The 26,105-nt window shown below is 45.2% G+C and carries 12 protein-coding genes; 8 read left to right on the top strand and 4 right to left on the bottom strand.

What is annotated here, in order from left to right:
- Positions 1 to 221: 221 nt before the first annotated feature.
- The 4 genes from DR864_RS18685 to DR864_RS18670 form a co-directional block, all read right to left on the bottom strand.
- On the bottom strand, positions 222 to 2,339 hold the full coding sequence (locus DR864_RS18685) for a M3 family metallopeptidase (RefSeq protein ID WP_114068386.1): 2,118 nt from the start codon (positions 2,337 to 2,339) through the stop codon (positions 222 to 224).
- A 144-nt stretch (positions 2,340 to 2,483) separates the two neighbouring features.
- Positions 2,484 to 3,302, bottom strand: coding sequence for a hypothetical protein (locus DR864_RS18680; protein WP_114068385.1), 819 nt, complete (start codon positions 3,300 to 3,302; stop codon positions 2,484 to 2,486).
- Positions 3,303 to 3,681: 379 nt separating this feature from the next.
- On the bottom strand, positions 3,682 to 4,389 hold the full coding sequence (locus DR864_RS18675; protein WP_114068384.1) for a LytR/AlgR family response regulator transcription factor: 708 nt from the start codon (positions 4,387 to 4,389) through the stop codon (positions 3,682 to 3,684).
- Between the two features lie 28 nt (positions 4,390 to 4,417).
- Complete coding sequence (locus DR864_RS18670; protein ID WP_114068383.1) at positions 4,418 to 5,473, bottom strand: sensor histidine kinase; 1,056 nt, start codon at positions 5,471 to 5,473, stop codon at positions 4,418 to 4,420.
- A 307-nt stretch (positions 5,474 to 5,780) separates the two neighbouring features.
- Between DR864_RS18670 and DR864_RS30480 the strand changes: the two genes are divergently transcribed.
- From DR864_RS30480 to DR864_RS18630, 8 genes are all read left to right on the top strand, one after another.
- The gene (locus DR864_RS30480) at positions 5,781 to 8,189 is read left to right on the top strand and encodes an ABC transporter permease (RefSeq protein ID WP_114068382.1); all 2,409 of its coding nucleotides are present in this window, start codon (positions 5,781 to 5,783) and stop codon (positions 8,187 to 8,189) included.
- Positions 8,190 to 8,346: 157 nt separating this feature from the next.
- Complete coding sequence (locus DR864_RS18660) at positions 8,347 to 10,815, top strand: ABC transporter permease (RefSeq protein ID WP_114068381.1); 2,469 nt, start codon at positions 8,347 to 8,349, stop codon at positions 10,813 to 10,815.
- Positions 10,816 to 10,895: 80 nt separating this feature from the next.
- Positions 10,896 to 13,343: an FtsX-like permease family protein gene (locus tag DR864_RS18655; protein ID WP_114068380.1), complete on the top strand. Its 2,448-nt coding sequence runs from the start codon at positions 10,896 to 10,898 to the stop codon at positions 13,341 to 13,343.
- A 90-nt stretch (positions 13,344 to 13,433) separates the two neighbouring features.
- Complete coding sequence (locus DR864_RS18650) at positions 13,434 to 15,854, top strand: ABC transporter permease (protein ID WP_114068379.1); 2,421 nt, start codon at positions 13,434 to 13,436, stop codon at positions 15,852 to 15,854.
- 16 nt (positions 15,855 to 15,870) lie between these two features.
- The gene (locus DR864_RS18645) at positions 15,871 to 18,297 is read left to right on the top strand and encodes an ABC transporter permease (protein ID WP_114068378.1); all 2,427 of its coding nucleotides are present in this window, start codon (positions 15,871 to 15,873) and stop codon (positions 18,295 to 18,297) included.
- A gap of 374 nt (positions 18,298 to 18,671) precedes the next feature.
- The gene (locus DR864_RS18640; protein ID WP_114068377.1) at positions 18,672 to 21,101 is read left to right on the top strand and encodes an ABC transporter permease; all 2,430 of its coding nucleotides are present in this window, start codon (positions 18,672 to 18,674) and stop codon (positions 21,099 to 21,101) included.
- A gap of 73 nt (positions 21,102 to 21,174) precedes the next feature.
- Positions 21,175 to 23,592, top strand: coding sequence for an ABC transporter permease (locus DR864_RS18635; protein WP_114068376.1), 2,418 nt, complete (start codon positions 21,175 to 21,177; stop codon positions 23,590 to 23,592).
- Positions 23,593 to 23,671: 79 nt separating this feature from the next.
- On the top strand, positions 23,672 to 26,062 hold the full coding sequence (locus DR864_RS18630) for an ABC transporter permease (RefSeq protein WP_114068375.1): 2,391 nt from the start codon (positions 23,672 to 23,674) through the stop codon (positions 26,060 to 26,062).
- The last annotated feature ends 43 nt before the right edge of the window (positions 26,063 to 26,105 follow it).

Raw genomic sequence — 26,105 nt, 5'->3', positions numbered from 1 at the left:
ATTGATGCTGTAAAGGTGAGTCAGAATTATTCACGCAGAAAGTAAAATAGGATAAAGCCCGGAATCAAAAGGATAGACAGGCCGTATTGGCTGATGGAAAGCAAACCCGATTATTGTATCTACCCCAAAAACTCGGGCTTCTCCAAAACAAAAAAGGAGACCTGAACAAACGTTCAAATCTCCTTAATACTGATAACAATTAACGGATAACTGACAACTCCCTAGTTCACTTCCTTCATCAATCCCCGACGACGCAGGAGCGGCTTAATGTCTGGCTCGGCACCACGGAAGTTGAGGTAAAGTTTCATCGGCTCGTCGGTCCCACCCTTTTCTAGTACATTTTTACGGAAAGACTGAGCAGATTTGGGATCAAAAAGGCCTTTTTGCTTAAAAACTTCAAAAGCATCGGCATCCAATACCGCCGACCAAATATAACTGTAATAGCCTGCCGAATACCCGCCCGAGAAAATATGCTGAAAATACGTGGTGCGATAGCGCGGCGGAATCTGAGAAATCAGGCCAATTTTGTCCATCGCCTCTTTTTCAAACGTCAGCACATCCGTTGGTGTTTGCCCAGGCTTGAGGGTATGATAACTCATATCAAGCAACGATGCTGCCAAGTATTCCGACGTTTCAAAGCCCTGATTGAACAAACTGCTTTTTTTCATTTTTTCAATAAGTGCGTCAGGAATCACCGCACCTGTTTGGTAATGTTTGGCGTACAATTTCAACATTTCTGGCTCAGTGGCCCAGTTTTCCATGATTTGCGAAGGCAGCTCCACAAAATCACGCGGCACCGACGTGCCCGACAGACTACCATAATTGACGTTGGAAAGTAGGCCGTGCAATGCATGCCCAAATTCATGAAAGAACGTCTGCACTTCATCCATGCTAAGCAAAGCAGGAGCATTGCCCGAAGGGCGGGAGAAATTACAAACAATGGAGACTATGGGAGCCACGCGCTTGCCGTTTTCCATTTCTTGCTCGCGGTAGCTCGTCATCCAAGCACCACCGCGCTTGCTCGCACGCGGGTGAAAATCCATGTACATCACCCCCACGTGCTGCCCATTGGCTTCTTTTACTTCGTAGGCCGTGGCCTCTTCATGATAGACGGGAATATCAGTACGTGGCTCGAATTTCAGGCCGTATAGTCGCTGGCAAAGCGTAAAAATACCCTTGCGCACGTTGTCCAACGAAAAATAAGGACGTAATTCCTCTTCGTTGAGGTCGTATTTTTGCTTACGCAATTTTTCGGCGTAGTAGCGCCAATCCCAACTTTCCAGTTTTTCGTTTTTGCCGTCTTTGTCCATCAACGTCTGCAACTCCGCGGCTTCCTGTTTGGTCACGGGCACGGTGGCGGTCCACAATTGGTTCAGTAGTTCACTTACTTTAGCAGGCGTTTTCGACATGCTCTCTTCCAACACGTAGGCAGCATGGTTTTCATAGCCAAGCAAAGCCGCTTTTTCGGCCCGCAACGCCACGATGTTGGTCATGATAGCTTTGTTATCGTAGGCGTCGTTGTGGTTTCCGCGTTCGAGGTAGGCTTTAAAAATCTTTTCCCGCAATGAGCGATTATCGGCGTATTGCAAAAAAGGCATGATGCTGGGGTTTTGCAGCGTAAACACCCATTTTCCTTCCATTTTACGTTTTTTAGCATCATCGGCGGCGGCGGCAATCAGCGACTCCGGCAAGCCACTCAGGTCTTCTTTTTTTTCAATGACCAACGTATAATTGTTGTTTTCGGCCAATAGATTCTGACCAAATTTTAAGGTCAGTAGCGACATTTCGGCGTTGATTTTACGCATCCGTTCTTGCTTCTCGGCCGAGAGAGCCGCACCGCTACGCACAAAGCTTTTGTAGGTTTTTTCGAGCAACATCAACTGTTCTCCCGTTAGTTTTGCGGTACTACGTTGGTCATAAACGGTTTTCACCCGCTTGAACAATTCCGCATTCAGTTGAATATCGTCGCGGTGCTTAGACATTTTGGGCGACAGCGTTTGCGCAATTTTCTGAATACCTTCGTTGGTGTTGGCGCTGTTAAAATTAAAAAACACGGTTCCGACGCGGTCCAGCAAATCGCCGCTGTTTTCCAACGCCAAAATTGTATTGGTAAAAGTTGGCGCTTCTTTTTGGGCGGTAATGGCCGCAATCTCCGCCGCTTGCTGTTTCATGCCTTCGATAAAAGCGGGTTCAAAATGCTCATTTTTGATTTGAGCAAAGGGGGGCACGCCAAAAGGTGTGTTGTAGTTACTAAAAAAAGGATTTTGAGAAGCAACATCCATCGACACGAGAGCAGTTAAGTAAATTGCTGATAATAGAACGGTTATGGTCTTTTTCATCGCAGTACGTTAATGAAGTTTAAAACAAGAGGTCAAAAGTAGAAGCAGATTGGCAAATATCAAACGGTGGCTATTTTTAAAAACCCATAAAAAAACTCGTCGGTTTTTATCCGACGAGTAAAGCAATATTGACAGAGGTGGTTTCTAATAACGATATTCATACAAAACATCTGACAATGCATCTCGTTTAATCAGCATTCTAGAAACACGGTCTTTAATGTCAAAGGTATATTCAAAATCAAGCACAAAAGTACTGCCACCTAAGGAAGGTACACTAATCACTGCCTTTTTCAACAATTTACTGCTGTATTTCCCTAAAAAATCACCTCTAAAAGATAAATGGTTAGTCGTCCAATAGGTAACTTCCTGACGAATGGTATTGGGATAATCAGTATATTCGTATGAAATATTGACTCTTTCCCCCTGATGCGTTGTACCCTTCCACTCCAGTAAATCTCCGTTTCCGCTGTATTTTAATGTTGTTAGGTAAAGTTTATCCGTCATGGCCACCAAATAGCCATTTTTATAAAAATATTGATTATTGGCCTCTTTCCCACTTGAAAAAAAACCCACGGCACTTTCAGCTAATCCGTTCTGATTGAGTTGAAAATTGAGTTCCTGCTTACCAAATTTACCAGTAGCTTTCCGAGCCGCTTGGTCAAGGGTAATATCAAGTACTGGACCTTTATCTGTCGATATTTGTACTAATTGCTCCTGTGAATTGTACCCAAACTTAAAAGTATCAATGAATACAGTACCCAGCGCAACATTTACCGATTTAGGAAGGGTATTAATTATCAAGGGAGACTGAATATCTGGATGTTCATCGGTATATTTTTTCGCTTTTTCGGCAAGCGTCAGTTCTGGTACAGTAGGGATTGGTGGTTCTTCGGAATCTATTTTTTCACAAGCCGACAATCCCATTGCCAATACAAAAACAGAAAGTAGAATGGTGGATTTCATGGAAATAATTATAAGTTGTTAAATTATAACGCATTACATTAAAAATATAACGTCTCTAACCCTTTTTTAGTACGTTTTTCAAACCTTTTCGGCAGCTAACTACCTCGGGACAGCATCGTTTTCTTTAACAACATAATCCAATCAGTGGGGAAAATAAAAAAACGCCCCTCCAGCATCGCCAAAGGGGTGTAAGACTATTATCTATCTACTTAAATAAATTAAGCAACTTTAAAACTACTATTCTGCGTCAATAACCACAATAAAAATCAGCCAGAGAGGACGAATTTATCGACAGACGCACTCTCTAACCAGGGAAATAAGTTCGGGCAAACCAACCCCATTTGTATCCTGTATAAGTCTTATATAAGTCTTAATTCTTCTATACGCCCATTAATTCCTTAAAAGCATCCTTGTACAAATCGCCCACGGAAAGCGTTGTTTTTCCAATAGAAACGGCATTTCTGCTGATTGAATCTACTTTATGAATAGCGACAATAAATGAGCGGTGTATTCGGAGAAACCTTGAGGGAGGTAGCTTGTCTTCGATGGCTTTCAGGCGGCTCAGCGTAATGATCGGGGCAGCAGGCGGAGTAAGATGAATCTTGACGTAATCCTTGAACGATTCGATGTATAAAATAGAATCAAAATCTACCCGAATCAGCTTGTAATCAGATTTCACAAACATGCAGTTTTCTTGAAGATTATTTTCAGCCAACTCAAAATGGTTTTTTCCCTTGGTGGCGGCTCTTAAAAACTCTTCGTAACTGAATGGTTTCATCAGATAATCCAACGCATCCACTTTGTAGCCTTCTACCGCGAACTGATTATAGGCCGTGGTGAATACAATGCGGGTCTGCACCAACGAGTTTGTTTGACTGATAATCCGGGCAAGCTCCATTCCGTTTAGATCTGGCATCTGAATATCCAAAAACACAAGGTGAATTGACTGACTATGAATAGCTTGTAGTGCTTCTACCCCGTTGGCATACTGGCCCATTAAGTTCAAAAAAGGAGTTTGCTCCACAAAAGTATTGAGCAGTCCGAGCGCGGGCGGTTCGTCATCTACAGTAATACAATTCAATTTCATGGCTTTTTTTTGAGGGGAATGGTGGTGTCTACAATTCTATTTTTAACTCAACCTGATACATTTTGTTCTCAATGTCTTCATTTATAATAAGCGAATGTCGCCCAGGATAAAGCAAATCAAGCCTTCTTTTCGTATTAATCAACCCAATACCGCCGTTAATACCCCCAGCCGCGTCTTTATTGGGATGTATTTGATTCTTCACCCTTAGGGTAAGGAGGCCATTTTGGGCGTTAAGCGCAATCAAAATTGCAGTTTTGTTCAGCGAACTGGTTCCGTGTTTGAAGGCATTTTCAATAAATGGCAGCAAGAGCATTGGCGCTACCGAATATTCATGGTCTGACTTAAATTCTTGAACTTCCAAGGTTGTGTAGGCATGAAGGCGCAATTTCATCAGTTCAATATAGTCATTCATGAAAGAAATCTCCTGACTTAACAGGGCACTCTCCAACGGGGTTTCGTACAATAAATAGCGCATCATGCGGGAAAGTTTCAGAATAGCCTCTCTCGACACTGGAATATCCGAATAGGTCAGGGCATAAATATTGTTGAGGGTATTGAAAAAAAAGTGGGGATTTATCTGCGCTTTTAACAACGCCAACTCAGAAGCAATGTGCTGTTTTTCAATCATTTCATGCTTTTTCACTTCCGATTGCCAACGTTGAGCAGCCGCAAAACTGGTACTGATAACCATCACCAAAATAGCAACCATAAACAGATGAACATCGAGTGTATATTTACTCTTAATGCTTTTACTGCCTTTTAAGGCCGCCATCTGTTCATTTACATGAAGATTAATTTCTATGATTCGGGCCAATACCAAAAAACAAAAGATGATCCCCACAAACCATACAATAAACACCGTTTTTTTTTCATTGACTAAAAACGCAGGGACCATGTAAAGTGCGTTGAAATAAAACATCCCCGCCAACATAAAAAAATTCAGTATCTGCTTGATCCAGAAGGATGTAGGGACTGTCATATCCCAAGTAAGTGGTGGATAAAAAAGGACAATAAATCCAAGCAGTAGCCACACCATGATGTGCACCAAAACGGTTAAACTACTGATTGATTTTCCTAATTCCATGATATTAATTTAAGCTACAAGATTAGAATGAATTAGGGAAAACCTCAAACTTAATCGACAGAGAGACCATTTTTACGGGCGTACCTTAAAACTTTATCGGACAATCTATAGAATGCAACGCACCATCAATTGTTTTATACGGCGCTCCAATAATATTAGTACAAAATGTCCGCAAACGAAGCTAAATCTGTCCGTTTGCGGACATTTTTTTGGGGAATAAAAAACACAAATATTTGTTTATCAATCACTTATTCTTCTGGTACATCATTTGAACAATTCTCGTCGGGCCTTTTCTTCTTCCTTAGTTATGATACGGAACTATCTCAAAACCACACTGCGCAACTTGTGGAACCACAAGGCATTTACATTCATCAATGTATTTGGTTTGGCCGCGGGCTTGACGGCCTGTCTGCTGATTGGGCTGTACATTCAGCACGAACTAAGTTTTGACCAATTTCACCAAAACGGTTCCCGCATTGCCCGGGTGGTAATGCATTACAGCATCGAAGGGACCGCCAACAAAACCGTCATGACGGGCACCAAAGTCGGGCCCGCATTTCGCCGCGATTTTCCCGAGGTAGAAGGCTTCGTTCGGGTCTCCGACCCCGCCCACTCTCAAAGTACCGTCGTGGTCAAACAAGGCGATTTATTGTTTAACGAACCTCGCTTTTGCTGGGCCGACTCGTCTTTTTTTGATTTCTTTTCGTTCAAATTATTGAAAGGAAACCCAAAAACAGTACTCAACGCCCCCAATCAAGTCGTTCTTACGGCCTCAACCGCCCGAAAATACTTTGGAATAGAAGAACCCGTGGGCAAAATCATTCGGTTGGAAGACAAAGTGGACTATTTAGTGACAGGCATTGCCGAAGATGCTCCTTCCAATTCTCAATTACAATTTGACTTTGTGGCCTCTTTCCACTCACTTTCGGCCGCTAAAACCGAGACGTGGTGGAACGCCAATTATGTCACGTATTTACTGCTGCGCCCTTCTACTTCGGTAGCTGCGCTTCAGTCAAAAATTGCCGCGTACATGCGCCAGCAATCGGCCGAAACCGAAATGACTGGCAACAATTTTGTAACTTATCTGCTCGAACCGCTCGCCGATGTTCACCTTTATTCCGAAGCCCAAGGCGGCATGAGCGCCGCTGGTGATATCACCTACGTCTATATTTTTCTGGTTATTGCCTTGCTTATTTTGGTCATTGCCGCCACCAACTACATGAATCTTACCACCGCCCGCGCCACCGAGCGCGCCAAGGAAGTGGGCATGAGAAAAGTACTGGGAGCCTTTCGCGGACAGTTATTTTGGCAGTTTTTGAGCGAGTCACTGGTGCTTACCCTGGTTGCGTTGGCATTGAGTTTAGCAGCGGCAGCGGCATTTTTGCCGTCGTTTAATCAACTGTCTCAACGCCAACTTTCATTCGATGTTCTCTTTCAACCCGTTGGCATCCTGTCCTTAATGGGCATTTGGCTGCTGGTTAGTTTTGTGGCGGGAAGTTACCCTGCTTTGGCACTGTCTTACTTCCAGCCCATCAAAGTATTGAAAGGTGCGTTTAAAAATACCGCTTCGGGGCTATTATTGCGTAAATCATTGATTGTCTTACAGTTCATTATTTCTGTTTTTCTGATTGTGAGTACACTCGTGGTCAACAATCAGATGAATTTTATCCAAAACAAAAAACTGGGCTACGATAAACAACACATTATTGCTCTACCCACCGATGGGCGCATCAACAAAAATCTAAAGGCGCTAAAAAATGAATTTACGCAAAACCCTAACGTCAAAAATGTAGCACTAGCGTACGAAACGCCCACGTTTATTCAATGGGGCGACGGCGTCGAAACCGTGGGTACGTCCAATCCTGTCCAGAAGATGATTACGGCGTTTCCTGGCGATGAAGATTTGGCCAAAACCCTAGACATCAAGATTATTGCGGGCAGCGACCTTACCGAGGCCGACATGCAACTACTCAACGCTGAGGATGATTCCAAGAGCGATTATCGCTTTTTAATCAACGAAACGCTGGCCAAACAACTAGGCTGGAAGTCGCAGGAAGCCGTTGCAAAAAAAATCAAATTAGGCGGTCGCTTGGGAGAAATCAAGGGCGTTTTTCGCGATTTTCACTTTGCTTCGATGAAACAACCCATCGGCTCTTTGGGTATTTTTCCAGTCACTTGGGGTAATGTATTGTTGGTTAAAATGACGGGAAATAATATTCCGCAAACGCTGTCTTTTTTGGAAAACAAATGGAAAACGCTTGCGCCTCATCGTCCATTCAGCTACACCTTCCTTGACGAAGAATACCGCCAAATGTACGCCAACGAAAACCGCATCAGTCGCGTTTTCACGGTGTTTGCGGGCTTGGCTATTTTATTGGCTTGTTTGGGATTGTTCGGTTTGGTGGCATACACTACCGCCCAACGCACCAAAGAAATCGGCATTCGTAAAGTGTTGGGCGCTTCGGTATTAGGAATCACGGCGTTGTTGTCAAAAGATTTCTTAAAACTCGTATTGATTGCCATCGTCATCGCATCGCCTATCGCGTGGTATGCCATGAACGAGTGGCTCAAAGACTTTGTCTACCGGATGGACATCCAATGGTGGGTATTTGGGTTGGCGGGAGTTGTTGCCGTCGGTATTGCTTTATTAACGGTTAGTGCGCAATCCATCCGAGCGGCTCTGATGAATCCAGTAAAATCTTTGAAATCGGAGTAGGGGCACGTTTGCCTGGATACAACGAAAATGCTGATCTGGGCAAACACATATTAACTTTGATTAGGCTCAAATTTCTCATAGTCGGTGGCAGTGGATAGGGCAGACGCGAGCGGTCCGCCGCTGCGGCCCTGCCCCTACGGTTTAAACTTAAAATATAATGTTACGCAACTATCTCAAAATCGCCATCCGTAACCTTGTCAACAACAAGGTTCTTTCCTTTATCAACATCGCCGGGTTGGCAGTAGGAATGGCGGTGTGTCTTTTGATTGTACTGTTTATCAAGGACGAACTACATTTTGATACTTTTTTCAAGAAAACACCGCAAATCTATCAGGTCAATATTGACGGAAATTTTGGCGGCTCAGAGTTGCTGGGAGGCTATACGCCACCGCCGGCGGGCAAAACGTTGATGGCCGAATTTCCTGAGATAGAAACTTACACGCGCACCTTTCAAATCATGGATTTGGTGGTGAGTCACGAACGAAATGGTAAAAAAGACCATTTCTTTGACGAGAAAAACATCATGGCCGTTGACTCCAACTTTCTGGAAATCTTCGACTTTGCGCTCCAAAAAGGAAATGCCGCTACCTGCCTGCAAAACACGGACGATGTGGTGATTACTGAAACAATGGCTAAAAAATACTTTGGCGACAGCGACCCTATCAATCAGGTGCTTTTATTTGGCGAACGCCCCCGGAAAGTCACGGCGGTATTGAAGGATATTCCGAGTCAGTCTTCGATGCAATTCGATTTTTTGGTTCCTATCCGCAGTGTTCAGGTTGTCAGTTATTTTGACTGGAGTTGGGTATGGCTCAACGTGAGTACGTTTGTGGTGCTCAATGATAAGATTGCTCAAAACCCCGAGCGGATTCGGCAATTGGAAGCCAAATTTCCCGCCATGATTCGCAAACACGCCCAATATGCATTCAATCGAATTGGACAACCGTATGACGAATTCATTAAGAAAGGCGGCAAATGGGAGTTTTTTCTACAGCCTTTTCAAGATGTTCATCTTCATTCGGGCAAAATAAGCGTGTTTTATGAAAACACAGGCGACATTAAACAGGTCTATATGTTTGGCATTATTGCCATCTTTATCATTTTGCTGGCCTGCGTCAATTTTATGAATCTTTCGACGGCCCGCTCGCTCAAGCGTGCCAAAGAAGTGGGTGTACGAAAGACGCTCGGTTCTTTTCAGAGTAGCCTTATCAAACAATTTTTATCCGAATCGCTGCTGTATAGCTTTTTAGCTACGGTCCTGGCATTGGTAATTATCTCTGTATCATTGCCGTGGTTCAATCAAATTTCAGGCAAGGCCATTGCTTTTAACGCTCTTTTTGAAGGTGGTTTTGGTTTATTTATTGTGTTGCTCATGCTCACTACGGGCGTGCTGGCGGGAAGTTATCCTGCCTTTTATCTTACTTCGTTCAAACCCATCGAAGTATTAAAAACGAATTCCATTAAAACGAACATTGCTCATTTGTTGGTTCGAAATGGCTTAGTCGTTTTTCAATTTGCGGTCTCTACGGCGTTGATTATCTGTACGATTGTAGTCTTCCAACAACTGCGTTTTACACAAAATAAAGATTTGGGACTCACGAAAGAAAACGTCATTGTCATTCCTAATGCACAGCGTCTGGAACAAAGTCAGGAAGCATTCCGACAGGAAATTGCTCGTATTCCCGATATTATTCACACTTCCATCAGTACCAACGTGCCGTTGAGTGGCCGTTTTGGTGATTTCTATCTCCCTGAACAACATACCGGCGACAAGCAGATTGCCAAAGATCTGACGCTTTTCTCGTTTATGACGGACGACGAGTTTATCAAAACTCTTGATATTAAACTCACGAAAGGCCGCGATTTCTCTAAAGAATTCAACGATTCGACTTCGGTTATTCTGAATGAAGCGGCGGTGAAGAAAATTGGCTGGAAAAACCCAATAGGAAAGTACATAGACTATCCCGGCGGAAATATGCAGCGTTTTAAAGTCGTTGGCGTTGTCAAAGATTTTGATGTTCAAACGGTTCATAACGTGAAGTCGCCTTTTGCGTTGTTTCACCATTCCTCCAAAACGTATGAAGAATCCAACTCTTACGTATTGGCCCGTATCAGCGGCGAAAATGTGGACAAAGTGTTGACAACCATCGAGAAACAGTGGAAAAGCTACGCACCCGGTACGCCGTTTACTTATACTTTCTTAGATGAATCATTTGCCAAAGCATATCAACGCGAACAGCGCACGGGCGTTGTCTTCGGCATTTTTACGGGATTGGCTATTTTGATTGCCTGTTTAGGTTTGTTTGGATTGATTGCGTACATGGCCGAAACAAAAACCAAAGAAATAGGCATTCGTAAAGTGATGGGAGCTTCTGTCAGTCAAATCATTATGCTCCTGTCGAAGGGCTTTCTCAAATTAGTTATCGTTTCTTTTGTGATTGCCGCGCCTGCCGCGTGGTGGGCTATGAATCAGTGGCTTACAGGCTTTGCGTATCCCATTGACATCAGTTGGTGGATGTACGCTATAGCAGGCTCAATGGCGTTATTGATTGCGATTTTCACAGTAAGTTTTCAGGCAGTTAAAGCCGCCTTAATGAATCCCGTAACCTCATTGAAATCGGAGTGAAATTTCGGAGAACGGGAGCAAGAAAAACAGAACAAGTACATTTTCCATAACTCCGTTTTCCATGTTCCAAACAAAAAACCATGTTACGCAATTACATTAGCATTGCTTTTCGGCAAATTCGTAAAAATAAACTCTTTTCCTTCGTCAATTTTGCAGGATTGACATTGGGACTGACGTTTTGTTTTTTGACGTTCATCTGGTACCGTTTTGAACACTCTTACGACCGCCACTATCCTACAACCGACCGGCTGTATCGCCTGAATTATGAGCTTAATTTTACGGGAAGCGCTTTTACCATCACGCGCTCACCTGCGCCTTTTGCGCCGATGCTCCCGAATTATTTCCCCGAAATTGAGCAAACTACACGGTTTTATCCCCGGAGCATCAGCGTACGAATCCCCGACCAAGATCAGGGCTTTGAGGTAGAAAATGCTTTTTTTGCCGATTCAACCACCATGCAGGTCTTTGGTTTTGAGACCCTCCAAGGCGACCCTGACCGCGCACTACACACCCCATTTTCGATTGTATTGACCGATAAAACGGCCCTGCGCTTTTTTGGCAAAGAAGATTGTATAGGCAAACAGTTAATGCTGGCCAATCAGGGGCCTTTCACGGTGGGCGGCGTGATACGCGCCCTGCCCGAAAATGCCCACTTTACCTTTGATTTTCTGGCTCCATTTCGCAATATCGTCGATGTAGAGCCTGATTTTGCCCGTGAAGGCATCCTAGACGTTATCCAAAACAACAAATTGGCATCTTATGCCACCACCTATGTATTACTAAAAAAAGGGGCAAAAGCCGCCTCTGTCAACGCTCGGTTCAAGAATTTCGTCCTCAAAAACGGCATGAAAGAAGTACGGGACAAACAAAACTTCGCCCTCTTTCCCGTACGTGACATCCACTTGCAATCAACAGCGGAGGGCGAAGTAGTTCCTACCGCCAACCCCGATTTCTTACAGATATTTTCCCTGATTGGAGTCCTCATTCTGGCCATTGCGGTGGTTAATTTCGTCAATCTCAGCACCGCCGCCCAGCTAAGTCGCGCCAAAGAAGTGGGCGTACGGAAAGTACTTGGATCACAGTCGTGGCAAATCGTCGGGCAATTGTTGACAGAAACTTTTTTATTGGGACTCCCCGCTTTTTTGTTGGCCTTACTGCTTACCAAACAGTTTTTGGGCCAAATGGAAACCTTTTTTGGACGAAAACCTGACTTTTCTTTCGCCCAAAATGCCGAAATGCTTTTGCTGTTTTTTGGCGTATTTACAATGGCTTGTTTATTGGCAGGGATATACCCCGCCGTTTTTGCTTCGCGCTTCAAAGCCACCGATATTTTTCGCGGAAAAGCCAGTGGCAAGGGCCAAGGGGGAAATTGGCTGACCCAAGGTCTCATTACCCTACAATTCACGGTAGCGGTGGCCCTGCTTGCAGGCGCAGGGATTGTCTTGCGGCAGATTGACTATTTGAAAAATCGCCCCTTGGGATTCAACCGCGACATGACGCTGGCGGTGCCGCTATTCAGTCAAAATATGAACAATCTGTTTTCACCTGGCGACCAACAACTGCGCAATCGGACCAATGCCTTTGAGGAAAAACTACTGCAAAACCCTTCCATTAGAGCCGTCACCTTGGCCTCAAACCTACCAGGAATGGGCGGTGCGCGTCACCCGATTGCGACCGAAAAAATCAGAATTGAAGACGGGGTTGTACTTCCGGGTATCTCGGTAGACTATGACTTTATTAAAACCTTCGACCTGAAAATAGTGGCAGGTCGCGATTTTGACAAAACCTACGGAACTGACCATTTAGAGGGTTTTATCATCAACAACGAAGCGGTAAAAGCCCTTCATTTTGGGTCACCGCAGGCAGCTATTGGCCAGAGCATCCAACGCGGCGGCAAAAAAGGCCGAGTAGTAGGAGTCGTCAATGATTTTCATTCCGAAAACCTTCGTACGGGCCTAAGCCCCTTATTTATGGAGGTAAGCCCAGGAACATTTTCTCAATTTGGCATTAAAATTTCATCGGCCAATACCCCTGCTACATTGGCTTATGTGGAAAAAACATGGAAAGAGTTTTTTCCCGAAAAAGTATTCGAACACCGCTTTCTGGATGAGTCTCTCGCCGATAGCTACCGAGAAGAAAGTCGATTTGCGTCGCTCATTGCGTTGTTTGCGGGGGTCGCGATTTTCCTCTCCTGTTTTGGTTTGTTTGGCATGATTGCGTTTGTGGTACGGCAGCGTACCAAAGAAATCGGCATCCGAAAAGTATTGGGTGCAAGCGTGGGGAGTGTCGTGGCGCTCTTGTCTGCCGATTTCATCAAACTCATCCTCGTAGCTATCCTCATTGCCAGTCCGATTGCTTATTTTTTCTTGAATAAATGGCTGGCCGATTTTACATATCGCATTACTATTCAATGGTGGATTTTTGCGTTGGCTGGACTGGTCGCGGTGATTATCGCCCTGTTCACCATCAGTTTTCACAGTATCAAAGCTGCATTAGCCAATCCCGTGCAGTCATTAAAAACAGAGTAAGGATAAGCCTCGCGTCGGCCCGTTTACGCTGTCACAATACCTCGAATTGGACAGACGCAAGGCCTGCCCTACCATTTAAAACCAAAAACCATGTTACGCAACTACCTCAAAATCGCTTTTCGTAGCCTTTTAAAACACAAAGGTTTTACGTTTATCAACATTGCAGGTCTCAGTTTGGGACTGACGAGTTTTTTGGTCATTGCACTCTACGTGCAGGATGAGTTGGGTTACGACCGTTTTCACCAAAAAGCCGACCGTATTTATCGGGTTTCGCGGTATTTCAAGTCGACCGATGGCCAAATCAGTCTGCGACTGGGGACGGTAGCACCCGCTTTTTTTCCGCATTTCAAGAATGATTTTCCTGAAGTCGAACAAATAACCCGCCTGTTGGAATACGAGGGAACGATGCGATTGCCCGATAATTTGGAGAAAAAATACACCGAAGACAACCTGTTTTTTGCCGAAGACAATATCTTTAAAGTGTTTGATTTCAGGCTATTGGAAGGTAATCCTGACAAAGCACTTTCGGACCCATTTACGGTGGTTTTGTCAAAACCGATGGCTGAAAAATACTTTGGGAACGTCAGCCCCGTTGGAAAACTCATCAAATTCGACAGCCAATACGACTTCCGTATTACGGGCGTTTTTGAACCGCTTCCCGCCCAGTCGCACATTCACCCCAACGTTTTGTTTTCGGCGGTTTCACTCAATGATGAACGCCTGTATGGTGCCGAAGGGTTACGCAGCGACTGGGGCGGCAACAACTTTGCCACCTATTTTTTACTCCCTGCCAACTACGACCCCGCCAAACTAGAAAAAGCCTTTCCGGCGTTTCAGGACAAGCACCTGCCCGAACATAACGGTACCAAAGGCTCCAAATACTCTGAACTTCATTTGACAAAAGTGCCTGATATTCACCTTTATTCACACTTAGACTACGAAATTGAGCCAGGCGGTGACATCAAATACGTCTACATTTTCTCGGCCATTGCGTTGTTTATTTTGCTGATTGCCTGCATCAATTACATGAATTTGGCCACGGCCCGCTCGGCCAGCCGCGCCAAGGAAGTAGGAATGCGGAAAGCAGTGGGGGCATTGCGGCAACAGCTCATTGGGCAGTTTTTGAGCGAATCTATTTTGGTGACGTTTTTTGCGTTGGTATTGGCGCTGATTGCCACGGCGACGTTGCTTCCTGCACTCAATAATTTTACCAACAAAAACCTCTCTTTCACGCAATTATTCAGCGGACAATTTTTATTAACGGCCACCTTAGCGGTATTAATCACGGGTTTAGCCGCGGGAAGTTACCCCGCTTTTTTCCTAACTGCCTACCAACCTATTCAAGTCCTGAAAGGCAGTATTGTGAATGCCCTCAAAAACGGCAAACTACGCCAAGTACTGGTAATCACGCAGTTTGCCATTGCCTGCCCCTTGATTATTTGCACGAGCGTAGTCTACAATCAGCTTGATTTTATGATGAACCAAAAGACGGGTTATAAAAAGGAGCAGATTTTGGTCATGTCGGGCGTGGGAAGTTCTGCGGCTGATTTTGAGACACTTAAGCAACAACTCAAACAACATTCGGGCATTACCAACGTGACGCATTCTTCGCGCGTGCCTACGATTCGGCTGTTGGATTCGATGGGAGCTTCCGTTGCCAAAGGTGATACCACCACGCCCGTCAGCACCGAAATCAAGGGACTTTCGACCGATTATGATTTTATCAACACCTACGAAATACAACTCGCCGCTGGCCGTGATTTCTCACGGACTTTCGGGGCTGATACCACCAATTTTATTCTGAATGAGGCGGCCATAAAAGCAATTGGTTGGAAAAACAACGAAGCGGCCATTGGTCAACGCTTCAAATACGGCAACCTCGACGGACAAGTGGTTGGCGTGGTCAGGGACTTTCATTTTGAATCGCTGCACCAGAAAATTGCCCCGATGGTGATGTTTATGCGTCCAAGCTGGCGTAGTCGGCTATCGGTGAGCGCTAAAACGGGCGATTTGCCCGCGGCCATTGCTCACGTTGAAAAGGTGTGGAAACAGTTTTTTCCGAACAATCCGTTTGAATACACCTTCTTGGATGAACGCTTCAACGACCAGTACCAAGCCGAACAAAAACAGCGCACACTCTTTTTGATTTTTGCGGCCATTTCGATTTTCATTTCTTGTTTGGGCCTATTTGCACTGGCCACCTACACCGCCGAGCAACGCGCTAAGGAGATTGGCATTCGGAAAGTGCTGGGTGCCAGCGTGGGCAGCGTCGTAACGCTCCTTTCAACTGATTTTATCAAACTCGTTCTTATCGCTCTCCTCATCGCTTCGCCAGTTGCTTGGTATGCCATGCACCTGTGGCTCAAGGACTTTGCGTACCGAATTGATATTCCGTGGTGGGTCTTTGGCGTAACTGCCTTTCTGGCGGTTGGCATCGCATTTCTGACGGTGAGTTTTCAGAGTATCAAAGCCGCCCTAATGAATCCCGTAAAATCTTTAAAATCAGAATAATACAATCCCAACAGCCATGTTAAAAAATTATGTCACAACTGCCCTCCGCGCCCTCAAGCGCGATTGGAATTACTCGCTCATCAACATCGCCGGACTCACATTCGCGCTGGCCTGCTGCCTCATGTTGTTTTTGGCCATTCGCTACGAATTAAGCTACGACCAACACAACGCCAATGCCGACCGCACGTACCGAATCATTACCTTCAACAAAACTTCTGAAGGAGATGACCGAAACACTGGCCTTCCGTTGCCCGCTTTAGCCGCTCTCCGCAATGATTTTCCCGAGCTAAAACACCAAGTGACGATGGTTTATGACCTCTACGGTGCACTGGTAAGGGTCAATAATCAAAAAGCGAACAAGTTTCAGGAAGAAGGCAGCGTTATCGCTTTTATAGAGCCTGAGTACTTCCAATTGTTTGACTATCAATGGAAAGCGGGAAATGCAAAAGCGGCCTTGAAGAATCCAAATACGGTTGTGTTGACGGAACGCATTGCGAAGAAATATTTCGGCGACGCTGACCCGATGGGAAAATCCATCAAGATTGAAAACAAAATGGATTTCGTCGTAACGGGCATTGTAAAGGACCCACCAGCCACGACGAGTCTCCCATTTGAGGTTCTGCTATCATTTGCTTCACTCAAACAATACGGTGCCAACGGAGACTGGGAATCTTGGGGCTCCACCTACAGCGGTGCTCAGATTTATCTGGCTTTACCCGAAAAAGTAACCGCCGCCCGAATGCAGCAACGGTTGGTGCCATTTGTCAACAAATACCTCGAATCCGACGATGCCAAAGAGATCCAATATGAATTACAGCCACTGACTGACCTCCATTTTGATACCCGTACCGAGAACCCTGCGAGCCGAACCGTCAGCAAACAGATGATTTGGGCCATGGCTCTGATTGGGTTGTTTATCCTGATTACGGCCTGCGTCAATTTCATCAATCTGGCTACCGCCCAAGCACTGCGCCGCGCCAAAGAAGTAGGGGTACGCAAAGTACTAGGCAGCTCCAGATTTCAGTTGGTGCGTCAATTTTTGAGCGAAACGGGCCTGATGACGGGTTTCGCCATTGTGTTGGCCTTTTTAGTAGCGTATTTATCCATGTCCCACGTGGCCGAATTACTTGATATTAAAGCTTCTGCACTCGTGCTGTTCGACCCCGTCGTTGTTGGTTTTGTACTATTATTGGCTTTGGTCACAACCGTGCTAGCTGGTTTTTACCCGGCATTGGTTTTATCTGGTTATCAACCTATTTTGGCACTGAAGGGCAAAATGCGCACGACAGGTGGCAACCAGTTATCGCTTCGCCGAGGGCTGATTATATTTCAATTTGCCATTTCACAGATGCTTGTTATCGGCACCATCATCGCTTACAACCAAATGACCCACCTTCGTTCGGCGGATTTAGGCTATGACAAAGAAGCAGTGCTCACAATCAATATCCCCGAACGCAAGCCTGGTCAACTCGAAACACTACGGGCCCAATTGGCCGCCTTGCCCAACGTGAAGTCTTTAAGCTACGGCATTTCGGTTCCCTCTTCAGACGGCAACTGGTGGTCGAGTTTTCGGTTTGAAAACGCCGAAAAGCCAGCCGATTTCAGCATCGTGATGCGCATGGCAGACACCTCCTATATCAACACCTACGGGTTGAAATTGATTGCGGGGCGAATGTACCTACCCGCTGACACAATACGAGAAGTTATTGTCAATGAATCGTTTGTAAAAAAAATGGGCTTTCAAAACCCGAACGATATTATCGGCAAGCACCTAAGTGTCGGCGGCCGCAGCAGGGTAAAAAAGCCGATTGTTGGAGTGGTCAAAGATTTTAACACTTTTTCGCTCCACCAAGAGACCAATCCGTGTGTACTAACCACCCGACGCGATACGTACCAATCGCTCGGTATTAAACTTTCGACGCAACGGGGTGGAACTGAAGCCATCAGCCAATTAATCGGCCAAGTAGAAACTACTTGGAATGCCACTTTTCCTGATTTTGCGTTTAAGTATGAGTTTTTGGACGACAAACTGAATAACTTTTATAAAAACGAAGAACGCATGTATGCGCTCTTCCGATTGCTGGCAAGCATTGCCATTTTTATTGGCTGCTTAGGGCTATATGGCGTCGTGGCTTTCATGGCCGAATCAAGAACCAAAGAGGTGGGAATCCGCAAAGTATTGGGCGCTTCTACGGGTCAAATTGTGAGCCTGTTTTCTGTCGAATTCATCGGTCTTGTCTTAATTGCGTTGATTATTGCGTCGCCAGTGGCGTGGTACGTGATGAACAAGTGGCTGGCTGATTTTCCTTATAAAATTGACATTGAATGGTGGGTTTTTGCGGCCACGGCGCTCCTTGCGGTAAGTGTTGCCTTTCTCACGGTCAGTTTTCAGAGCATCAAGGCCGCGTTGATGAATCCTGTGACGAGTTTGAAATCGGAGTAAGTATTCGGAACACGGAATGGGTACGTTCTCCGTGTTTTATGTTTACGAATCTCTTTGTCCATAAACGAACTGAAAATGTCCGTTTATGGACATTTTTTTACCCTGACATTTTTTTTAATTATTGATTATCAAATACTTATATTTTTGGTACGGATTTGGAAACAAGAGTAGTAAGCAATTAATAGAGGTTACTAACAGCCATTCATTACCTCTCAATCATTATAAAGCATTTTCCGTTTCATACAGCCATGAACGAATTTTGTATTTTAATCAACCCATGCACGCCATCGTGTAATCTGTAAACAAAAGCCTGTGAAGGAAAGAATGAATCTTTGTTCTTTCCTTCTTTTTTTCTCGCCCAAACTCATGAAACCATGCTCCACAACTACCTCAAAATAGCATTCCGTAACCTGCTTCGCCACAAGGTGTACAGCTTCATCAACATCGCTGGGTTGGCCATGGGCATTTCGGCTTTTTTGTTGATACTCCAATACGTTAGCCACGAAAAAAGCTTCAATCAGTTTCATACCAATCTGCCAGATATGTACCGGCTGCTCAATGAAGACCCCAAAGGAGTTACTTGGGGCGAAGTGGAGCCCGGTTGGGCTTCGCGGGCCAAGCAGCGCTTTCCCGATATTCAATCCTACTGCCGTTTTGCCGATGGCATGGCGCAAGGAATTGTCAAAAAAGAAGGACCCACCAACGAATCATTTCGTGAAACGAACATCTCCTACGCCGAAGGTAATTTCTTCTCATTTTTCAGCTTTCCGCTCAAATCTGGACAGCCCACCTCACTGGCCAAGCCTAACGTAGTTTTTGTGTCGGAAACCAGCGCAAAAAAATATTTTGGCACCGAAAACCCGATGGGCAAAGTGCTGACGTTGTCAAATCAATTTGGTACGATGCCCTTTACCGTCCAGGGCATTTACGCCGATATGCCTGCCAACTCCGACATTCGGTACGACTTGGTGTTTTCATTGGAAACCCTAAAAATCTCCGCCAATTTGGTCGGCAACGGCTGGGCCGACACCGAAAATATTGATTCTCAATACATAAACATGTTCTTTTTGCTCAATAAAGGTGTAAATCCTAGCGCGTTTGAAGCTAAATTGACGGCCATGCGCAACGAATTGAGCAAAGAAAACGACGGCGTACGCTTTCGATTACAGGCGTTCAAAAATACCCATTTGTCGGCATCGCTCAACGATACCCTTCAAACCTTGGGCAACCTCAAATACGTATACATGCTCGGGGGAATCGCCTTTTTGATTTTAATCATCGGATGGTTCAATTACGTTAATCTTTCAACCGCCAATTCGCTCAAACGTGCCAATGAAGTAGGTGTGCGGAAAGTTATCGGAGCCACCCAGTGGCATTTGGTAAAGCAGTTTTTGGGCGAGTCCATGTTGGTCAATCTATTGGGTTTTGTCTTAGCGCTTGTGCTGGTATCGGCGCTACAACCTTTCTTCAACGAATTGCTTGACAAACCACTGTCTCTCAAAACATTAGGCTATACTCCCGTTTGGATATGGGGATTGGCCGTTGTATTGATTGGGTCGTTGGCATCAGGCGCGTATACCGCCTTTGCGCTATCCAATTTCAACCCTATCAAAACGATGAAAGGACAGTTGAATAAAACAGCTAAAGGGGTTTTTCTCCGCAAATCGCTGGTGGTGGTCCAGTTTTCCATTTCCATTACGCTGGTGTTGGCAACGATAGTGATTTACAACCAGTTGAATTTCATGCAAAGCCAGAATCTGGGCATGAACACGCAGCAGTTATTGGTCATACGCGGACCCGAAATCGGCAAAGACAGCACCTACGCAGCGCGTAAAAACGCTTTTTGGAACGAATTGACGCAACAGAGCTTCATAAAAGACTATTGTACATCGGGAACAATTCCCAGTGGTTGGTACAATTTTTCCACCGCTGGTTTTACCCAGCCCAATTCCAAGTCGGGCGATGAATTCAAAACTTATTCGTTTGCCATCATCGGCGAGCGTTTTCTGAAAACCTACGAAATCGGCCTCAAAGCCGGACGCAATTTTACCGCCGAAGAATGTAAAGTAGAGTGGAATCAAAACAGCAAAGTGCTCATGAACGAGCGTGCCATTCAACAATTGGGATTCACCTCCGCCGAGCAGGCACTTCGCACCAAAATCAAATGGGATGAGCGCTACCTCGAAATCATCGGCGTGGTCAAAGACTACCACCATACCAGCTTACAGAAAGCCATTGACCCCATTATTTTTTATCCGCAAAACAACAACGCCTACTTCACCGTTCGTCTGACTGCTGACCGGATGCCCGAAAAAATAGCGTCTTTGAACAAACTCTATAAAACGTACTTTACTGGCAATCCGTTTGACTACTTTTTTGTCGATGAGAACTTCAACAAACTCTACGTTTCAGAGCAGCAATATAGCCGTATCTTCACCACAGCCTCGCTTTGGGCGATTTTCATTGCCTGCTTGGGTCTGTTTGGCTTGGCTACTTTTACGGTAGAGTCGCGCACCAAAGAAATCGGTATCCGCAAAGTGCTGGGCGCTTCAGTGGCAAGCATTACAGCGCTGCTATCCAAAGACTTTCTGTTGTTGGTGCTGTTGGCCATTTTGATTGCCTCGCCCATTGCCTATTATTTCATGGACAAATGGTTACAAGATTTTGCGTACCGAATTTCCATTTCGTGGTGGGTATTTGCCGTCGCGGGTAGTCTGGCCGTACTGATTGCGTTTTTAACCGTTGGTTTTCAAAGCATTAAAGCGGCTTTGATGAATCCAGTGAAGTCATTGAAATCGGAGTAGGGACAGGCCTTGCGTCTGCCCAGCTCTGATAGGGCAGACGCAAGGCCTGCCCCTACCTAAAAACGTAAAAATTATGCTACAAAATTACCTCAAAATCGCCTACCGTAACCTTATCAAAAACAAGGTCTATTCGTTTATTAATATTTTCGGCTTAGCCATCGGGATTGCTACGTGCTTGGTCATCAGCCTATTTGTGCAGGATGAATTGAGCTACGACCGTTTCAACGAAAAAGCTGACCGAATTGTACGGGTTGTTTTTAAAGCTAATATCAACGGCGGAAAAATCAACGAATCGTGTGTAATGCCTCCCACAGCACAGGCATTAAAAAATGATTATACAGAAGTACAAGAGGCCACTCGACTGCGCAATTTGGGCACACCGAGGGTAGTTATAGGCGAAAAACTATTCAACGATGCCCCAATGGCGTACGTTGACGCCAACTTTTTTGACGTATTCACCATTCCTTTTTTGCAAGGAGACCCAAAAACGGCCTTGATTCAACCCAACTGTGTAGTGCTTTCCAAGGCGGCGGCTCAAAGGTATTTTGGCAACGAAAACCCCATTGGCAAAGTCATTTATTTTAAAAAAGGCGCCGATGCGCCAGCGTTTAGAGTGACGGGGCTGTTTGATAAAATTCCGTCTAACTCTCATTTTCATTTCGATTTATTGGGTTCAATGGCGTCGGACGACGAGGCAAAATCAACCTCTTGGCTGACCTCCAATTACTTCACCTACTTGGTATTGGCAGAAGGTGTCGATTACAAAAAACTGGAAGCCAAACTACCCGCTACGGTCGAAAAATACATGGGTCCACAGATTCTGCAGGCCATGGGTATGAGCCTATCACAGTTTCGCACCAAAGGCAATGAACTGGGCTTACACTTACAGAAATTGGCCGATATTCACTTTTATTCCGAAGGCACCAATGAGTTGGAGGCAAGTGGGGATATAAAATACGTGTATATTTTTGGGGCCATTGCCCTGTTTATGCTGCTTATTGCCTGCATTAACTTTATGAATTTGGCCACGGCGGGGGCTTCCAAACGCGCTCGTGAAGTGGGGGTTCGGAAGGTACTCGGCTCCGTTAAGCTTGAATTAGTACGCCAATTTCTGCTCGAATCTATCTTACTGACGTCGTTTGCGGTGGCACTCTCGATGCTTTTGGTTCAAGTGGCGTTGCCTATTTTTAACGATTTGTCTGGTAAAAACCTGCACCTTGACTTTATGGCTAATCCGCTCACGTTGGCGGGACTGTTGGCTTTTGGTCTGGTGGTCGGCGTTTTGGCGGGGAGCTACCCTGCCTTTTTTCTTTCTTCTTTTAAGCCCGTTGCCGTGCTAAAAGGCCGGTTTACAGGTAGCAAAAAAACCATTGGCCTGCGTAGCGGTTTGGTAGTGTTTCAGTTTTGCATTTCGATTTGCCTTATTGTGGGTACCACGGTGGTCTACCAACAGCTTTCGTACATTCAAAACAAAAAGCTCGGCTACGATAAAGACCAATTGCTGGTGTTGCAAAACTCGTGGGCGTTGGGTAAAAACGAAGCCATTTTTCGAGAAGAACTCTTAAAAGATTCACGGGTGGTGAACGTAACAGCCTCACCCTATCGACCCGCTGGCCCCACCAACTCCAACAATTCGCTGGCGTATCCCGAAAACAACGAAGCGCAAATCATGCGTACGCTACAATACGGCATTGACGACCAATACATTCCCACGTTGGGCATGAAAATCGTTGAAGGCCGTAACTTCTCGAAAGCGTTTGCTTCCGACTCAGCGGGAATCATCATCAACGAGGCCGCCGCAAAAGCCTTTGGTTGGGGCAACAACGCCGTAGGCCATCATATCACACGTAACAACAGCTTCAAGAAAGTCTATAAAGTGATTGGCGTCGTGCAAGATTTTCACTTTAAATCGCTCCACGAGTCCATTTCACCGCTGCTGATGGTCTATGAAAACAACTGGGGGCTTATCGTAAAGGTAAAAACCCGCGACGTGTCTGAATTGCTGGCCTCTATGAAAAGTCGTTGGGCAGCATTTGGCGTCGATGAGCCGTTTGAGTACGCATTTATGGATGACCTTTTCGCAAAAACCTACGTCGCCGAACAGAAAACAGGCACCATCCTGAGTCTTTTTTCGGGATTAACCATTTTTATTGCCTGTTTGGGATTGTTTGGCTTGGCTACTTTTACCGCTGAACAACGCACCAAAGAAATCGGCGTACGCAAAGTGCTGGGTGCCAACGTGGGACAAATCATCGGTTTGTTATCCAAAGATTTTCTGAAACTGATTGTCATTGCTTGCGTCGTGGCGTTTCCATTGGGCTACTGGGGCATGAATCAATGGTTGCAGGATTTTGCCTACCGCATCGAAATCAGCGCGTGGATATTTGTATTGGCGGGAATCGCGGCAATTGTCATTGCCTTACTGACAGTGAGTTTTCAAAGTATTAAAGCCGCATTAATGAACCCCGTGAAATCGTTGAAATCAGAGTAATCGTAGGGGTGCGGCCTGCATCTACCCAAAAAACTGGGCGGAGACAAGCCCTGCCCCTACCAATTAATAACCCAAAGCCATGTTAAAGAACTATTTTAAAATCGCCGTACGAAGCCTTTTGAAGGACAAAGGCTACGCCGCCCTCAACATCTTGGGCCTCACCATTGGGCTGACTTTCAGCCTATTTTTGGTTTTTTACATCACCGACGAACTCAGTTACGACCGTTACCACGAAAAAGCCGACCGTATTTATCGCGTGGGAGCCGCTATCAAAGAACCCGAGCGGGCAGACAAAGTCGCCGTTACACAATTTCCGTTAGGGCCTACCCTCAAAAAAGAATTCCCTGAGGTAGAGCACGCGGTTCGTTTTGTGAGAAATGGCGATAAAACGTTATTTAAGAAAGGCGATACGCAATTTTTTGAAGACAAGGTTTTCTTTGCCGACAGCAATCTATTCGATGTATTTACGTACAAATTCATTGCTGGCGATGCCAAAAGAGCGCTTATTGCTCCCAACTCGCTCGTGCTAACAAGGTCAGTGGCTGAAAAGTACTTCCAAACAACCGACAATGTGGTAGGGAAATCATTGCAAGGAAAAAAGGACACTTACAACATCACCGCCATTATCGAAGATGTACCGCAAAATTCGCATCTACGATTTAACGCGCTAATTTCTGCCTCAAGTTTGGGAAAAGACTTTGGCAATAACTGGGGCAATTTTGGGTTTTACACTTACGCTTTACTCACCAAAAACAGTGATTATAAGTCATTTGAGAAAAAATTAGTGCCGATGTACGAAAAATACATGGCCTCTATTTTTTCTCCTTATAATGTCAAAATAAACTACGTTGTTCAGCCCATTGTTGATATTCACCTGCGCTCAGACCTCAACAATGAGCCAGAAGAACTGGGCACTATGTCGTATATTTATACCTTTTCGGCGGTGGCGCTGTTCATGATTTTGATTGCCTGTATCAATTACATGAACCTCACAACGGCACGCTCCGCACGACGGGCCAAGGAAATCGGCATTCGAAAAGTATCGGGGTCATTGCAGCGGCACTTGATTGCGCAGTTTTTGACCGAATCGACCGTGATTACGCTTGCCTCACTTATTTTAAGCCTTCTTTTGATTGCCGTATTGTTGCCTGTTTTCAATGATATTTCGGGCAAAACGTTCACGTTCGGCACCATTTTTCAGCCCATTACCCTCATCAGTATCTTGACCATTGTGGTGGTCGTGGGCCTATTGGGAGGCAGTTATCCAGCGTTTTATTTGGCCAAATTCAATCCCTTGGTGGTGCTAAAAGGCAACCTAGCCAAAGCATCTAGCAATGCCCCTTTGCGGCAGACCTTGGTGATACTCCAGTTTACCATTTCGATGGTAATGCTCATCAGCACGTGGGTGGTATATGACCAACTCAACTTTATGAAAAACAAAGACTTGGGCTACAGCAAAGACCAAGTGTTGGTGATAAACATGCCGCCCATCAACCGCGACGGCCGCAACGAAATCAAGTTGATGAAATCAGAGTTTCTGAAAAATCCGAAGGTACTTTCGGCGAGTTCGTCGTGGTATACACCCAACAGCAACGGCCAGAGTTTCAATTTGATGGAAATCGAAGGAAAAACAGGCTTTGTCAACTTGGGCGTTGAAGTGTATGGTGTTGACCCTCATTATTTACAAACATTGGGCATTCAACTCTCCAAAGGACGCAATTTCACCGAATTAGACCGAGCCGATTCGCTGCGTCGTATGATTGTCAACGAAGCCCTCATCAAAAAAATGGGTTGGGCCGATGCGTTGGGAAAGAAAATTCGTTTCGCGGGCGATACTGCCAACTTAGCGGAAGTGGTAGGCGTATTCAAAGATTTTCACCAAAAATCGCTTTACAATCCTATCGAACCGCTCATTTTGATGTACCGTGAAAATAATGGCTCTGTACAAGCCAAAATCAGCCCTAACGACATTCCCGGCACATTGGCTCATTTGGAGAAGTCTTACAAAAAGGTATTCCCGCAGCATTCGTTTCAGTATAATTTTCTGGACCAAGATTTTCAATCGCAATTTGCCGCCGATCAAAAACGCGGCACCATTTTCACCGCCTTTTCATCACTGACAGTGCTAATTGCCTGTTTAGGGCTATTGGGCTTAGTGGCTTTCACAACTGAGCAACGCCGCAAAGAAATCAGCGTTCGTAAAGTGATGGGTGCCGAAACTGGACACATCGTTACACTGATTTCCAAAGGGTTTATTTATTTAGTAGGTCTTTCCTGCCTGATTGCATTTCCAATTGCGTGGTATTTTATGAATCAATGGCTTGAACCGTTTCCGTACAAAACCGACATCAGTCCCGTTACTTTTCTGCTTTCTGCGGGCTTGGTATTGCTGATTACTTTATTGACGGTCAGTTTTCATACCGTCAAAGCCGCGCTGATGAATCCAGTAAAATCATTGAAATCGGAGTAATGTAAGTGTAACCCTTAAGGCAGGCAGTTCATCTTATATTGAA

Source organism: Runella rosea, assembly GCF_003325355.1.
In the GTDB taxonomy this organism is placed as follows: domain Bacteria; phylum Bacteroidota; class Bacteroidia; order Cytophagales; family Spirosomataceae; genus Runella; species Runella rosea.
Note: the sequence above shows the minus strand (reverse complement) of the source record. Positions and strands in the feature narration are given on the sequence as shown.